The organism is Burkholderia sp. AU19243 (assembly GCF_018148075.1).
In the GTDB taxonomy this organism is placed as follows: Bacteria; Pseudomonadota; Gammaproteobacteria; order Burkholderiales; family Burkholderiaceae; genus Burkholderia; species Burkholderia latens_A.
In genome coordinates this window covers 95,097-110,242 of sequence record NZ_JAGSTV010000016.1, presented here as the reverse complement: position 1 = coordinate 110,242, position 15,146 = coordinate 95,097, and the positions used below count along the sequence as shown (strand labels likewise).

The following is a 15,146-nucleotide window of genomic DNA, read 5'->3' as shown; positions in this document are numbered from 1 at the left end:
TTATGGGAGAAATGCAGATCGTGTTGCACGGCACCACCGGAGTGTGCAGCGCATGCGAATCCCGACGGATTTCGCCCCATGGATGGGTACCTAAGGGCCGGCAAATGTCATGCCGGGTTTGGCTGTCGCAGGGGGAAAGGTACCAGGATTTGGGAGCGTTTTTTCGTGGAAAGGTATATGCGTATGGGGCGTCCTGTGGGTCGAAAAATTGGAACTTTCCTTTTCGCAACATGGTGTTAGAAACGATAGTGCAAGTAATACTGGAGAACAACACGTTGCTCGTCCGCCGGAAAAGGTATAAAGTCCGCCATCAATAAGGTCACCTTCTCCGGACAACACGATGCCGCGCAAGCCCGCAATCAAAGGCTCCGACAAGCAGGTTTCGCTGTTTCAGACACCCGAGCCTCCCGATCTGCTGCGCAAGGCGGTCCAGGCCATTCATATCGCTCCGAAGTCCGGAAAGATTGGTCTGCAGCAGCGCAAGATGTTCAGCTCGCTGATCAAGAACGCTCTTCGTCAAGAAGCGTTCGAGCCCGGCCGCACGAGTTTCTCGATTTCGATCGCCGCGCTATCGCACGAGAGCGGGTTGAACAGCAACAACACAAAGTACGTGAAGGACACGGTCAACTCGCTGATCAGTACCGTCGTCAATTGGGACTACCTGGCCGCCGATCGCTCGACGGTGTGGAAGGCGTCCGGCCTGCTCGCCGGCGCCGAGCTCGAGCAATCGGTGCTGAAATACAGCTTCTCCGACCAGATTCGCAGCGAGCTGCTCAATCCGGAGATCTACGCGCTGATCGATATGCGGATCGCGCGCGAGTTCCGCCGTTCGCACTCGCTGGCGTTGTGGGAAAACACCGTGCGCTACGAGGGAATCGGTATCACCGCGAAGATCCCGCTGCCGAAATTTCGAGACCTGATTCTTGGTCAGGACAAGGCATCGCAGTCGTACAAGGAATACAAGCTCTTCAAGAGCAAGGTTCTCGTGCCGTGCATTCAAGAGGTGAACGAAGTTTCCGACCACACGCTCGAGCTGATTGAACACAAGTCAGGTCGCAGCGTGGAGGCCGTCCAGTTCAAGGTGACACGCAAGCAGAGCGCGGATACGGTCGAGGAAGGCGACGTCAAGAATGAAGCGCTGATCGACGAAGTTGCCAAGTTCGGGATTCCGCGCTCGGAAGCCCGCCGGCTGATCACGCAGTACGGCGTGCAGCGCATCAAGGCTGCGATCGCTTATACGCTGAATCGGACTACGAAGAAGAATGCAGCGCCAGTCGACAACGTGGCCGCGTATTTCCGCAAGGCGTTGACGCACGGCTACACGCTGGCCGATGGGCAGGGAACCGACACGGCCGCGCCGGCGAAGGAATCGGCACAGAGCAAGCAGGAGCAGATTCGCGACAAATACCTGGCCGCGAAGGTCGACGAAGCGGGGGCGTACTTCCGAGAGCTGGAGATCGACGACCAGACCAAGCTGATCGAGCGCTACAACGAGACGGTGGCCGGGTCGAAGGACCTGACGCTGTCGCCGAAGAAGAAGGCAAGCAAGCTCGCGCAAACCAGCTTCTTCCGATGGCTGGCGCTCGACACCTGGGGCGAGCCGACTTCGGACGACTTGCTGGAATTCCTGCTGAAAAGCAGCCTCGCGACGAGCTGATCGGATCGGTCAAGGCCTCGGTGCCTTGCATGCACCGTGCAACCGAATGCATCTGGTTGCACGATGCCATGCTGGTGCGAGGCCTTTGCCTTGGGCCGTTACTTTTGCGCGACGGCCGCCAGTTCCGCCACGTACGCGTCGATCACGGCCTTGAGCCGGTCGGCGAGTGCCTCCTGCTGGGACGCGTCCACGCCCTTCAGCTGAAGATCCAGACGCCCGTCCGGATAGGTTTTCAATTGACCGATCGCGCGCGATTCCAGCGCAAAATCATGACGAACGCTGTAACGCGTGCGCCCCGACTTTTTGCTGCCGTCGCTCTGCGCGCGCAGGAAGTTCTCAAGGTCGCGCACCGACTTTTTCCGATCGATCACTGCCGTGAGCAGCCGGTCGGCAGCCGGCTCGCCCATGCGTTCGAAGATGAGCTTCAGAAAGTATGCAGCCTGCAGGCCGACCACGTCGTTCGCGCTGGCCATTCGTTCGAGCAGCGTGTTCGGCAGCGCGTTCAGCGACAGCGTCTTGCTGATCGATGCCTTGTCCTTGCCGATCTTTTCCGCAAGCGTGTTCTGGTCGGGAAAGACCTTTTCGTCGAGAAGGCGCTTCCACGCGACCGCATCGTCGAAGATGGTCTGGCGTTCGTGGTCGTGGTTCGCGCGATAGGCGATCGTATAGAGCTGCTCGGGCGTATGGTCAGTACGAAACGTTGCGTTGATCGTCTCGTCGCCGTTGATGCTGGTCGCACGAAGGCGGCGCTGTCCGTCGATCACGACGAGCTTGCCCGGAAATTCAGGGAGCCGCGTCACCTTGATCGGCTCGATCTGCCCTTCCCGCTTCAGTGTCAGCGCGAGCTCGTGCAGGCTCGATTCCGAGTAGAACACGCGCGGATTGAACGGATTCGGGATGCAGTCCTTCACCGCGACTTTTTGCGGTGCGCCAAGCTCCAGCGCGTCGGCGGACGTGGTCGCGGCGACGGGTGCCGTGGCTTCGACGGCGGCGGGCGATGCCGGCGCCGGATCGGGCAGGCGCGTTTCCAGTGCCGCGTTTTCCTGCGCGAGCCCACGCAGCAGGCCGGCTGCAAGATGCAGGTTGCCGGTGGGCTTCTTCTCTTTCGATGTGTCTTTAGCCATGTGCGGCTCCGGTAGCGCGTGTCGACGCGATGTATTGGGCCATTTCGGTGACCAGCCTCTCGATCTCCGCGCGCGCTTCCTTCAATCCCTTCAGGTAGCGGTTGTGGTGATGGATTGTGGTGCCGAGGGCGAACGTCTGGCGGTAGACCTCGCGTTGTGCGATCTGACTGTCGAGCAGATGCTCCCCTATTTCTTCAGCTTTTAGAATTTTTAAAATTTCTTCACGCATTTTAGTTTTTCCATTGACGCTGTTCAGCATCAGTGCGGAAGACAAATTGGGGTTACGGACCGCGCGCATCGACTCGATCATCCGGATCATCGCGACGGTGCTGTACAGGTCGGCCGGCGACGGTGACAGCGGTACGAGGCAGAAATCTGCGACTTCGAGCACGGACGCGATGCGCGGGTCTTCGAGGTTGCCCGGACAATCGACGACGATTACGTCGAAGTTCGCATCCTGTTTCTTGATTTCGCCGCCGATCCCCCGCCCGGCGGGGGCGAGCGACAGGACAGTCATCGGGAGCGTATTTTCTCCGCTCGTGACCCATCTCACCGAAGTGCCTTGAGGGTCGGCATCGATCAATGCGACTTTGTTGCCGCCTGCCTCGAACGCAGCGGCGATATTGACGGAGATGGTCGTCTTTCCCGTGCCACCTTTTTGATTGCTCACCGCGATCTTGAAAGCCATTAAGTTCTCCACGGAGTTTTACGTAATATATGTAGTTATTGTCAAAAAGTCCAGATAAGCGTTATAGAAAAATTGGAATTTCCCCTAGATGTCGTTGTCACGTGACAAGTCGGCCGGATAGGAGAGTGGCCAGAATAGGGAAAGTGAAAACAATAAATTGACTGGAGAAATTATTTGAACGAGGCGATTATGGGCTTGGGGCTTTCACATGGACGCAACAGATGAGAGCACCGCCGCCTGACTCAACTATCCAACTACTTCGCCCGTCCAGGACTAACAAAGCGCCGGCTTGCAAACGTGGTGTTGTCACGTGACAAACGTAATGGCCACCCATCCGGGTTGCCAATCTATGGCTGGAGCGTTCGGATTCGACTGCCGCGAGGGGCCTTGAGCGATCTCTAGATCATCGACACGACGCCAGCGTTCTCCATATGCCCGTACGCTGGCTTTCGTACTCCTCGAGCGCGACGGCACCGGTTGTCACGTAACAACCCGCCCGTTGGCTTTGCTGCTGTACCGGAGCAACTACGCGGTGGGCCCGTCGAGTGACCGGGAGTAATTGGTGTTAGGCGAGTCGTGGGAGCGCGCACGGGTTGTCACGTGACAACTCATGAGGTTCATATAGGAATACTGAATCCCATACACGGATTCGGGGAGGCAAGGGAGCGGCTGCGTATCAATGGCAGGGTTGGAGGAGGAGCGATCTTGCGGCGACTTCTGGCTCCCTGGTCAACGACGATTAGCGGGCAACCGAGCACGGCATGCAGGGTCGCATATAGCATTTTGATATGGCCCTAATATATCACGGCGCGGCCTCAATGGAGGTGACGAGCAACGGAGAGGGTGCGCTACACCGGGAGGTTCCTACTTCAAAGGGTCGTTCGGCCACCTGTTTTGTATGCTGTTTGCAACCGGAGTCGGATAGTCGCTTTTAATAACTACTCGGAACGCTGGACCGACGGCGCCAAGATGATCGCGGGGTCGTGAAACATTTCTCTAAAAGCACTCCGATTCGTAAACCCTTGTCACGCAAGCGGTTGCGCGATTTTGTTCATGTTGTTTCACGAAAAATCGGCGTGGTCAGTGCGCGAAATGGGGGCGAATGGACCTTGAGCGACCGCGCGCGCTGCATGGCCCAAGGCCGTCACATTTACGTATCAAACAAAACGTAATACGTAGTTTTAAATACATATCGCCACGGCGACGCTCTAATTGATATGTTTGCCGGCGTTACTTCCCTTCGTAAGAAGGTTCGATCAGCGCCGTGATATGAAGCGCCTCGACCCTCGGTTGTCACGTGACAACAAGGCTAACGGCGCTTAGCCGTGCGCTCGCTTGAAACGAAGCGCGAAGAATCGAACCCGGCGTACAACGGAACAAGGACTACTGGGCTGGAGCGGCAGCCGCTGAGAATCCGGGCTGAGCGTTCACCGATGGGCTGACGAGTCCGGGATGCGCATAGCGCGCGTAGAACAATGAAGCGCCCGCATGCCATCGCGGTCAGATCCGTATCCTCACCAAGGCCGGTTGTCACTGGCCAATGCCGGGCAGCCAATGCATTCCGATTACCTCACGGCGTCCTCTGCGGCACGAGGTTCTGGGACGAAGAACCAAATCCTCCGCGCCGCAACTTCTCAATCGAAAATCGCGGCGCATACAAACCGATCACTCCACCTTACTGGCTGGTGCCCGTCGCACAAAGTCGCCACCGTCGCGCTTTCGCCGCTAGCGCCTTCGTTTGTGCGTCTGCCTTTCGCCACCACCGCTCCCCGCGGTGCGGCGCATTCAAATCGAGCTGTTCTCCCATCCTCGGCGTGGACAATGCGATGCCACGTGCCATCGCCAACGCCGTCACACGTTCGAATGGCTCTTCCCAGCGATGCATCGCGAGATCGAACGTGCCGTTGTGAATCGGCACCAGTGTGCGGCCGCGCAGATCGACATGTGCCTGAACTGTTTCCTCCGGCTGCATGTGCACGTACGGCCATTGCGGGTCATATGCGCCTGTTTCGATCAGCGTCACATCGAATGGCCCCAGACGCTCGCCGATTGTCTTGAAGCCGTCGAAGTAACCTGTGTCCCCGCTGAAGAAAATGCGCAGGGCGTCATCCGCGATCACCCACGAGGCCCACAACGTGCTGTTTCCGTCAAACAAGCTGCGCCCCGAGAAGTGCTGCGCGGGCGTTGCAGTCAGCAGGAGCCCGTCGACGTCAATGTTTTGCCACCAGTCGAGCTGGCGAACCTTCTTCCCGTCGATGCCCCATTCGATCAGTCGGTCGCCGACCCCGAGCGGCGTGATGAAGAGCTCCGTGGTGGCTGCCAATGCCACGACCGTGTCGCGATCGAGATGATCGTAGTGGTCGTGCGACAGGATCACCGCGCGTAACGGCGGCAGATTCTCGAGCGAAATCGGCGGTGCGTGAAAACGTTTGGGGCCGATGTGCCGAAATGGCGACGCGCGTTCGGCAAATACGGGATCGGTCAGCCAGAACGCGCCGCGCAGTTTCATCAGCAACGTCGAATGACCGAGCCGGTAAAGACTGCGATCGGGGGCCGCGTCGAGTTGCGCGCGGCTCATCGAATCGATCGGTAGTGGCCCCGTCGGAACCGTGTCGCGCGGCTTGTTAACCAGCATGTTCCAGGCGATGCCAAGCGTCTTGCCAAGCCCTTCGGCCGGCTGCGGGGCGACGTTGCTGAAACGCTCGCCGTTGTGCTGCTGCGACGTGCCGGACAGCGCGCGACCGCGCCTCGCAGCAGCGAACCCAAGCATGCGGTGAAGGAAAACGAGAGGCGAAGCCATGGGGACCCATCCGAAAGTAAAAGTACACCGACCAGTGTAGTAGTTTATCCGTGGGAAATGTAAACTCATCGGTGTAAAATTTTCGAATGAACACCAGTACCACTCCGGCGCGTTTGACCGATCGAAAGCGCGCGGCAATTATCGATGCGGCGATCGAGGAATTTCTCGCTGCCGGTTACGACGCAACCAGCATGGATCGAATTGCCGCGCGGGCACGCGTGTCGAAACGCACGGTCTACAACCATTTCCCGGGCAAGGAAGCGCTATTCGCGGCGATCCTGCATCAGCTGTGGGACGCAACCTTCACCGCCGGCGCACCGGGTTACCAGGCCGACATGCCGTTGCGCGATCAATTACTGGCATTGCTGGGCCGGAAATTACGCCTGCTGAGCGATGAAGCGTTCGTCGCGCTCGCCCGAGTCGCGATCGGCGCGGCCATCCACTCGCCGGAACGCGCGCGCGATATGGTCGAACGCATGGGCGAGCGCGAAGAAGACGTGACGGTCTGGATTCGCGCGGCCGCGGCGGCTGGCAGGCTGACCGCGCCTGATCCCGTGTTCGCCGCGCATCAACTGCACGGCATGGTGAAGGCCTTCGCGTTCTGGCCGCAGGTGACGATGGGCCAGCCGCCGCTCGGTTCACAGGAACAGCGGAAGGTCGCGGAAGCGGCCGCCGACATGTTTCTTGCGTATTACGCGCAGCGCGACGATGTCGATGCGTCGGGTGAGGAACGCAACTGAGCGTGCCAGCCGAATTGGAAGCGGCTCCGCTTCGCTCCGCGCCTCGTCCGTCACATCGAGCAAAATGCCACTCGGCGACAGGCAAATCCTCGCCACTCGCGGACGGTCGGCGTAGCGTATCCGGCCGAGCGGAGGTGCGTGGTGGCCGACCATGAAACGAAAAGCGAGCGAACACCGATGAAAACGCTGTTGATCGTCTATCACACGATGACCGGCGGTACGCAGCAAATGGCCGAGGCAGCGGCAATTGCGGCGCGTGAGCAACCTGGCATCGACGTCAGATTGCAGCGTGCGGATGCGACGAACGCCGACGACGTGCTCGCCGCGGACGGGTACCTGTTCGCGACGCCGGAGAATCTGGCCGCGATGTCGGGGATCATGAAGGATTTTTTCGATCGCTGTTACTACGCGGCGCTCGATCGCGTGAACGGCAGGCCGTATGCGGCGATGATCTGCGCGGGCAGCGATGGGCAGAACGCGTTGCGTCAGATCGATCGGATCGCGGCGGGCTGGCGGCTCAGGAACGTCGCGCGGGGATTGATCGTCTGCACGCATGCGCAGACGCCGGAACGCATCCTCGCATCGAAGACGATCGACAGCGGCGATCTCGCGCGCTGCGCGGAAATCGGCGCCGGTCTTGCAGCGGGCCTAGTGCTTGGCGTGTTCTGATTTTCGGCGACCGAGTCGGTAGCAGCGAAGAGGCAGCCGGCCTTAGCGGTCGCTGCGCAAGGCCGTAAATCGAATGCCGATACATAGGCGCCCCTGCCCGACACGGTTGCGCGATGCTATCCCGGGGCATGGCGATTGCACGAGGCCGCGCGGAGCGCCATATGCATGCAACTACCGATCACGTTTCCATTGTCATCGTGGCAGTTCAAGCGACGACGGACCGCTGCGATGCAGGTATTCGCTCCATTTGGTGTAACCGGGATCGCTCCTCACTCGATGCCAAGCACGTTGATCAGGTGGCGCGTAGCGAGATCGCCCACACCTAAGTGTTGTCTACACTGATCGGGGCTACTATGCACTTTCCCCAGCCGCCGTACAGCTCTCGATCGATGCGGACGCAACTAATTCGATGAAGGCCCCGATGGGCGAAAGTCGACGCGCCGCGCGCAACAAATGCGCAAGCCGGCCACCCGGAGCGCATGCCACGACGTCTTCAGGTGCCATCCTGCGCGCCCTTTCGCCGTGTGAAGAGGGCCCCGAGCAATGGCGATCCGTCCCCGCAAACCAGGCGTCGCCGTACGACACTACGTAACGCACGGGTCGATGCCGGCCCCAAACGCCGCCATAATGCGCAACACGACCGCGCTGTCGCATGAGCAGGCTCACGGTTCCGACAAATGCGCACCGGTGAGGCAGCCGATGGCCGCGCGTACCGGTATACTTCCACTCCTGCCTTTGTCCGGCATCGTGGCCGGGTGCCTGAAACAGTGGTGGTAGCGATGCGGCCCCGCAATGTTCCGCATCGGTGGCAGACGAGCCGCAGGCGATGCGGCGAAACGCCGATGTGCTGAACGACTGCACGAACCACACCTTATATTCCTGGTGGATTGAATTTATGGGTTTTGAACAACTTGCCGAATTGCGGGCGCAGCTCGCAGCCAAGGCCAAGCAGGAGCGCAACGCGAAGCGACCGGCTACGCAACCGGACGCAGGCGAAAAGCCGAAGTCCGGAGACCGGGCTGCTCGCGGGGCAAAATCGGGCGCCGCGAACAAAGCGCCGTCGGGCGCCAAGCCCGCTTCGGCGAAGCCGTCGGCCCCCGTCGATCCGGTGATCGTCGCGATCGGCAAACTGCAGCGGCGGTTCCCGCGCGCGTTCCCGAAGAATCCGGCCCCGAAAGTTCCGCTGAAAGTTGGCATCTGGGACGACCTGGCTCGCGAAGCGCAGGCGCTCGGCCTGAGCGAAGCCGAATTGCGCGACGCGATGTCCACGTGGTGCCGCGGCAATCGCTACTGGTCGTGTCTCGTCGAAGGCGCGGTGCGGGTTGACCTGCAAGGTAACGAAGCCGGTCGGGTGACACACGACGACGCGGCACGTGCGCGGCGGCTGAAGTCGCGCCGTCCGGGCAACAAGGGCGGTGCGCAAGCGGCAAAGGGTGCACCGCAGCAGCCGAAGGCCGATGCGCAGGCGGCCGCCGCCGAACCGCAGCCGACGGCCCCGGAAGCATCGGCAGACGCAATACCGCAAGCCGAGCAACAAACGACCGCGAGCGAGTAACTCGCGATGCGTCGCCGTGCGGTCGCGCGGCGACGGCCTGCACCAACGTGCAGGCCATCACCTCAAGGGCCGATCTGTTCCACGGGGCGGGTCGGCGCTTTCCCCCGGCAGTACCAGCATCTCGTCTTACCCGTTCAGTATCGAATTGTCCATCGACTAGACGACGAAACGCGACGGCGGCCTTGGCTCGTCCAACGCATCGGTCGTGTCACGCGAGCATGACGGCCCCAGTAGCAAAAAAACGGCTTATGCGACGACGCCACTCGCGAGTGATCAAATGAGTCGTGATCCATATTAATGATCGGCTACGCTGGCCATTTATTTGGATTGCGAATGAAGCAATGCCCATGTGAGTCGGCGAGCCGAGACACGAACGCAATAATAGAGCGACCGGGACCGAGGAGTCGGTACACGTTGCGCGAGCCGGTCCGCGTCGTTCATTAAAATACGGCGTGGCGCGCGCTGCGCGAATTCAACGGCTGCGGCAACCCGCACGACCGATGCCATTGCACGAAGGCCTTGGTCGGATACGCACTGACACTCACCGAAAAACCAGCCTCATGAACCCCAGACAATCCGCGATTCTGGTAGCGCTCACCGCCGCTGCGTTGTTCGGCGCCGCGACGCCGCTCGCCAAGGCATTGATCGGTGCGATGTCGCCGTTCATGGTTGCCGGGCTGTTCTATCTCGGCAGCGGAATCGGTCTGGGGACCGGGATCCTGCTGCGCCGATTGTCCAGCCGCGGGGGCGTCGCGGAAAACGCCGCGCCGCTGCGACGGGCCGATTTGCCGTGGCTCGCCGGTGCGATTGCGGCCGGCGGCATCGCGGGGCCGGCGTTGCTAATGCTCGGCCTGTCCACGACGCCGGCCGCGACGAGCGCGCTGCTGCTCAATCTCGAAGGGGTGCTGACCGCCGTCATCGCATGGGTCGTGTTCCGCGAGAACGTCGACGTCCAGGTGCTTCTCGGCATGCTGGCAATCGTCGCCGGCGGCACGCTGCTGTCGTGGTCGCCGGGTCACGCAAGCGTGACCGCCGGCGCGTTGCTGATCGCCGGCGCATGCCTGTGCTGGGCGATCGACAACAACCTGACCCGCAAGGTCGCTGCGAACGATGCGATGATAATCGCGTGCGTGAAAGGGCTCGTCGCCGGACCTGTCAATATCGGCATCGCGCTCGCAGGCGGCGCGACGCTGCCCGCCGTTCCCGTCGCGGCCGCCGCGATGCTGACGGGCCTCGGCGGCTACGGGATCAGCCTCGTGCTGTTCGTGGTCGCGCTGCGTCATCTGGGCAGTGCGCGCACGGGCGCTTATTTTTCCGTCGCGCCGCTGTTCGGCGTCGTGCTGTCGCTGCTGATCTGGCCGGTGCTCCCGTCCTTTGCGTTCTGGATCGCTGCCGCATTGATGGCGCTCGGCATCTGGCTTCATGTACGCGAACGGCACGAACACGAGCACACGCATGAACCGCTTGCGCATACGCACCGACATCGGCACGACGAGCATCATCAGCACACGCACGACTTCCCGTACGACGATGACGAACCGCACACGCATCCGCACGTACATCTGCCGATCACGCACAGTCACGCGCATTTCCCCGACATTCACCACCGCCACAGACACTGATCTCGCGGCGCAGGCAGACGCTGCATGCGCGCGTGCGTTGCGTCGCGCAAGGTGACCGTTTATGGGAGTCGGTTCGAGCCCGCAGCGCCGCCGGCAATCGGCTTGCGCTTTTAGTCCTCAGCCTGAATCAGGCGTATCAACGAACCATCGGGGTCGATCAGCGCGCCGACGATGCCGCCCCATGGTTCGCGTGTCGGTCGATGCACGCGCGGCCAGCCGGTCGATTGTTGCGGAAGGCCTGCCGCGAGCAACTCATCGAAAAATGCGCCGACGTCGGCGAGCCGGAAGCAGCAGCTGAACGCGCTCGTGGCCGGGTCGAGATCCGGGTGGCGGAAGAACTCCAGCAGCAGATCCCCGCGTCTCAGGATCATCCAGTCATCGTCGCGCCACGTTTCGGCAAAGCCGAGCTTCGCGTAGAAAAGCGACGTCGCTTCGAAATCACGGGACGGCAGATTGGGGGTGGCGATGTCGGGCAAGGCTGGCTCCTGTGGACGATGCAATCGGACGAACCGGCGAATAAAAGACGTATGCACATGGCGCGGCCGGTGGTGAAACGCTGCGCGCAACAAGTCGCGCGAATTGATGCCGGGATTATTGTTTGCGCGGAAAGCAGAACCCGAAATCGTCGCAGCCCGGACATCCTGGGGCTGGCCCCGCCACTTGCCCGAGGGAAGCCGCCACTTCCTGTGCGAGGAATTTCTTCCAGCGCAGCTGTGCGACATTGCGCGCAGCGAGCGCGGGGAAATAGCGGTCGAACATGGCGGAAACCGCGTCGCGACCGTCGAGGCCGAGATCGCGCCAGAGGTGATCGGGGCGCAGACACGCATGCGCGACGATCACGGCGATGCACTCGGCATCGTCGCGTGCGATGGCGGGATGCGCATCCTGCATCAGCAAGGCGAGCAGTGTTGCGACGAAATGCGCGTGCGCGGCCGCCAGGGGCGCGCACGCATCAGATGGCAGAAGCGTGGCCGCATCGGCCGGCCCGAGATGCGGAAAGTGGCGGGCAACCAGGCCGTTCCACTGCACGGACGGCAGGCCGAGCAGCGCGAGCTCGTCGCGGCATGCGCGGGCCGCGACGAGTACGGCGAACAGACGTGTATCCGCGGACGCCGCGTCGGCAGCCGCGGATAGCAGCGCTTGCAACACGCGCTCCCGTGCGTGCTCGCGCGCGGACGTCATCGCGTCCGTCCGCATGCCGCCAGAGCGCAGCGCGATGCTTGCGACGAACGAGTAGACGTCATTGCAAGCGACGGGCCGATCATTCGACGCCGACGATCACGCTCGATGCCTTGAAGATCGCGGCGGCGGCCTTGCCGCTCGCGAGACCGAGACGGTCGACGCTGTCGTTGGTCACGATCGCGACGATCTCGGAACCGCCTGCTGCCTTGATCACGACTTCCGAATTCACCGCACCTTTCGCGATCGACGACACGGTGCCCGCGACGCAATTGCGGGCCGACACCTTGCTACGGTCGACGTCGACCATCACGATCACCGACGACGCCTTGACGAGCGCGAATGCGTTCATGCCGGCTGCGAGACCGAGCGATGCCGCGCTGCCATGCGTGATGATCGCGACGATGTCGAGGCCGTCACGGGTGCGCAGCGTGATCTCGTCGTTGACGGCGCCGGGCGTGACGGTATCGATCTGGCCGACGAATTGATTACGGGCGCTGGTTCGCATGAGGGTTCTCCGGAAAGGGGCCGCGCGGCGGGCGGCGCGCGGACGACGAAATTGCGCACGAGTGTACCGGTAACGCGGCGGACGCGCGACGTTCGCATCCACATGCCGGACATGCGAAACCGCGCACGACGCTGCGGGCAACGCGTGCGCCGCGCGGGTTCGCGTGCGCTTATTTGCGTGCGGTGGACGCCGCGGCCGGTGCGTCGGCCGCCACATCGGCTTCCCATCCGCCACCGAGCGCGAGGAACAACCTCACCTGATCGGCTGCGACCTGGCCTTCGGCCGCCGCGACCTGCGCGCGCACACTCGTCAGCGTGCGTGTTGCATCGAGATCGGAAATGAACGACTCGCGCCCCGCCGCAAAGAGCCGGTGCGTTTCGTCCGCGGAATTGCGCGCCGATTCGTAGGCCGTGCGCAGCGCGTCGGTGCGCTGCACGTCGGCCGCATACGTCGCGAGGCTCGACTGCGTTTCGCGCAATGCGTTCAGCACGACGCCGTCGAAGTGCGCGAGCGCGCCGCCGGTCGCGGCTTCGGCTTCACGCACGCGCGCGCGCTGGCCGTTGACCGGGAACGTCCAGCTGATCAGCGGTCCGAACGACCAGCGATTCGTGGTGGACGAGAACAGGTCGGCAGCCACGCCGACCGAACCGGCCGACGCGCCGATGCTGATCGACGGATACAGCGCGGCAGTCGCGACGCCGATCCGCGCGGTCGCGGCGGCGAGCTGGCGCTCGGCCTCGCGCACGTCGGGGCGCCGCCGCAGTAGCGCGGCGCCGTCGCCGATCGGGATCGGCTGACGGAGTTTCGGCAGCCGTTCGCATTCGACGACCGCCTTCGGCAAGTCGGCCGGCGAGCGCGCGAGCAGTGCGGCGAGCTGGTATTGCGCGACCTTGCGGCGGCCTTCGAAACGCGGTATGTCGGCGGACAGCGTGCGCACCTGCGTGACGCCGCGCGTCACGTCGGTCTGGTTGCCGCGCCCGACATCGCGCAGCCGTTGCGACAGCTTCACGCGCTGCTGCTGCAATGCGAGCGACTGTTTCGCGATCGCCAGCTCGTCGCCGGCGGAGCACGATTCGACGTATGCGCGCACGACATCGGCGACGACGGTGATGCGCGCCAGGTCGGCCGCCGCCTGCACGGCTTCGCTGTCCGCGCGCGCAGCTTCGACGCCGCGACGCAGCTTGCCGAACAGATCGAGTTCGTACGACACGTTGATGCCGACCGCGCCTTCGTTTACGACCGGCAGCTTGTTTTCGAGCAGATACTGCTCGGCCGATTCCTGCGCGCGCTGCACGCCGGCTTCCGCGCGGCCGGAAAAGCCGCCCTGTTCGTTCGCGACTTCGAGCGCCGCGCGCGAACGCGCGAGATTGGCCGCGGCGACGCGCAGGTCGGTGTTCGATTTCAGCGCGCTGCGCACGAGTTCGTCGAGCACCGGATCGTCATACAGCTGCCACCAGTTGCCGGGCACCGCGTCGCGCGACACGAGCGCGCCGTTCGCGTCATCGAGCGCATGATTCGCGAGCGGCGCATTCACGTATGCTTGCTGCGGCAGCGTGTAATCGGGACCGACTGACTTGCACGCACCGAGTGCAAGCGCGAGCGGCGCGAGGGCTGCGGCGACGCGCAGGCGGTGCCGGTTCATTGCGATGCTCCGGTCGTGCCGACGGCCGCGGGTGCGGATGCAGAGGCCGCCGCTGACGCGCCGGCGGCCCGCTTCGCGGTGTCCTCGCGGCGCGCATCGGCCGAGCGTATCGCGACGGTCGCCGTACGGCCCGCGATCATCCGGAAGTCGTCGGGCACCTCGTCGAGCACGACGCGCACCGGCACACGTTGCGCGAGCCGCACCCAGCTGAATGCCGGGTTCACGTTCGGCAGCAGGTTCGCGCCTTGCGTGCGGTCGCGATCTTCGATCGCCGCGACGATGCTTTGCACGTGGCCGCGCAGCGGACGCGGCTCGCCCATTACGACGATATCGACGGGCTGGCTGATATGGATGCCACGCAGCTTGGTTTCCTCGAAGTAGCCGTCGACGCGGAACGAATTGCGGTCGACGACGGACAGCACCGCGCGGCCGGCCGGCACGTATTCGCCGACGCGCGGCGCGCGATCGTTCAGGTAGCCGTCTATGGGGCTGACGATGGTCGTACGCTGCAGGTTCAGCTTCGCGGTGTCGAGCGACACCTGCGCATCGGCGACGGCGGCTTCGCCCTGCTCGACGCGCGTGCGGCTTTCCTCGACCTGCTCGCTCGCGACCAGGTTGCCGAGCTGCATGTTGCGTGCATATTCGCGCTTCGCCTGGGCGAGCGTCGCCCGGCGCTGCGCGAGCGTCGCTTCGGCGAGCCGCTCCGCGAGCGTGTAGCGTGCCTGGTCGATTACGAACAGCACCTGGCCGCGTCTGACTTCCTGGTTGTCGGCGACCTGCACCGAAGTGATGAGGCCCGACACGTCGGGCGCGACCTGGATCACGTCGGCGCGCACGTGCCCGTCGCGCGTCCACGGCGAGAACATGTAGTAATTGATGATCCGCCACAGCACGAGGGCGGCGACGACGACGACGATCAGGGTGAGCAGGATCTGCCCTGCCGAAAGCCAGGTTTTTTTCAC

Annotated in this window: 13 protein-coding genes; 5 read left to right on the top strand and 8 right to left on the bottom strand. The window is 62.9% G+C overall.

Annotated features, from left to right (window positions below; translation table 11 throughout):
* Window positions 1–340 precede the first annotated feature (340 nt).
* A complete protein-coding gene (locus tag KDW55_RS24890; protein ID WP_059545018.1) occupies window positions 341–1,657 on the top strand; it encodes a replication initiation protein in 1,317 nt (438 codons plus the stop codon).
* 98 nt (window positions 1,658–1,755) lie between these two features.
* Here KDW55_RS24890 and KDW55_RS24885 read toward each other — a convergent pair whose 3' ends face one another.
* The 3 genes from KDW55_RS24885 to KDW55_RS24875 form a co-directional block, all read right to left on the bottom strand.
* On the bottom strand, window positions 1,756–2,781 hold the full coding sequence (locus KDW55_RS24885) for a ParB/RepB/Spo0J family partition protein (protein ID WP_069242267.1): 1,026 nt from the start codon (window positions 2,779–2,781) through the stop codon (window positions 1,756–1,758).
* Entirely contained in the window at window positions 2,774–3,469 is a 696-nt protein-coding gene (locus KDW55_RS24880; RefSeq protein ID WP_011879640.1) for a ParA family protein, read from the bottom strand. Before KDW55_RS24880 ends, KDW55_RS24885 begins: the two co-directional genes overlap by 8 nt.
* Window positions 3,470–5,144: 1,675 nt before the next feature.
* Window positions 5,145–6,269, bottom strand: a complete 1,125-nt coding sequence (locus tag KDW55_RS24875; RefSeq protein ID WP_212161324.1) for an MBL fold metallo-hydrolase — start codon at window positions 6,267–6,269, stop codon at window positions 5,145–5,147.
* 86 nt (window positions 6,270–6,355) lie between these two features.
* Between KDW55_RS24875 and KDW55_RS24870 the strand changes: the two genes are divergently transcribed.
* The 4 genes from KDW55_RS24870 (at window position 6,356) to KDW55_RS24855 (ending at window position 10,855) form a co-directional block, all read left to right on the top strand.
* Window positions 6,356–7,009 carry a TetR/AcrR family transcriptional regulator gene (locus tag KDW55_RS24870; protein ID WP_212149666.1) on the top strand — a complete coding sequence of 218 codons (654 nt, stop codon included), beginning with the start codon at window positions 6,356–6,358 and terminating at the stop codon, window positions 7,007–7,009.
* A 177-nt stretch (window positions 7,010–7,186) separates the two neighbouring features.
* The gene (locus tag KDW55_RS24865) at window positions 7,187–7,678 is read left to right on the top strand and encodes an NAD(P)H-dependent oxidoreductase (RefSeq protein ID WP_212161322.1); all 492 of its coding nucleotides are present in this window, start codon (window positions 7,187–7,189) and stop codon (window positions 7,676–7,678) included.
* A gap of 895 nt (window positions 7,679–8,573) precedes the next feature.
* The gene (locus tag KDW55_RS24860; protein WP_038571136.1) at window positions 8,574–9,233 is read left to right on the top strand and encodes a ProQ/FinO family protein; all 660 of its coding nucleotides are present in this window, start codon (window positions 8,574–8,576) and stop codon (window positions 9,231–9,233) included.
* A 560-nt stretch (window positions 9,234–9,793) separates the two neighbouring features.
* Window positions 9,794–10,855, top strand: coding sequence for a DMT family transporter (locus KDW55_RS24855; RefSeq protein WP_209825857.1), 1,062 nt, complete (start codon window positions 9,794–9,796; stop codon window positions 10,853–10,855).
* Between the two features lie 110 nt (window positions 10,856–10,965).
* Here KDW55_RS24855 and KDW55_RS24850 read toward each other — a convergent pair whose 3' ends face one another.
* The 5 genes from KDW55_RS24850 to KDW55_RS24830 all read right to left on the bottom strand — a co-directional run bounded on the left by KDW55_RS24850 (window position 10,966) and on the right by KDW55_RS24830 (window position 15,146).
* Window positions 10,966–11,331, bottom strand: a complete 366-nt coding sequence (locus tag KDW55_RS24850) for a bleomycin resistance protein (RefSeq protein WP_038571142.1) — start codon at window positions 11,329–11,331, stop codon at window positions 10,966–10,968.
* A 115-nt stretch (window positions 11,332–11,446) separates the two neighbouring features.
* Window positions 11,447–12,037, bottom strand: a complete 591-nt coding sequence (locus KDW55_RS24845) for a nitrogen fixation protein NifQ (protein ID WP_212198070.1) — start codon at window positions 12,035–12,037, stop codon at window positions 11,447–11,449.
* Between the two features lie 79 nt (window positions 12,038–12,116).
* Entirely contained in the window at window positions 12,117–12,542 is a 426-nt protein-coding gene (locus tag KDW55_RS24840) for a TOBE domain-containing protein (protein ID WP_212198069.1), read from the bottom strand.
* Window positions 12,543–12,711: 169 nt separating this feature from the next.
* The gene (locus tag KDW55_RS24835; RefSeq protein WP_059545012.1) at window positions 12,712–14,184 is read right to left on the bottom strand and encodes an efflux transporter outer membrane subunit; all 1,473 of its coding nucleotides are present in this window, start codon (window positions 14,182–14,184) and stop codon (window positions 12,712–12,714) included.
* The gene (locus KDW55_RS24830; protein WP_212198068.1) at window positions 14,181–15,146 is read right to left on the bottom strand and encodes an HlyD family secretion protein; all 966 of its coding nucleotides are present in this window, start codon (window positions 15,144–15,146) and stop codon (window positions 14,181–14,183) included. Before KDW55_RS24830 ends, KDW55_RS24835 begins: the two co-directional genes overlap by 4 nt.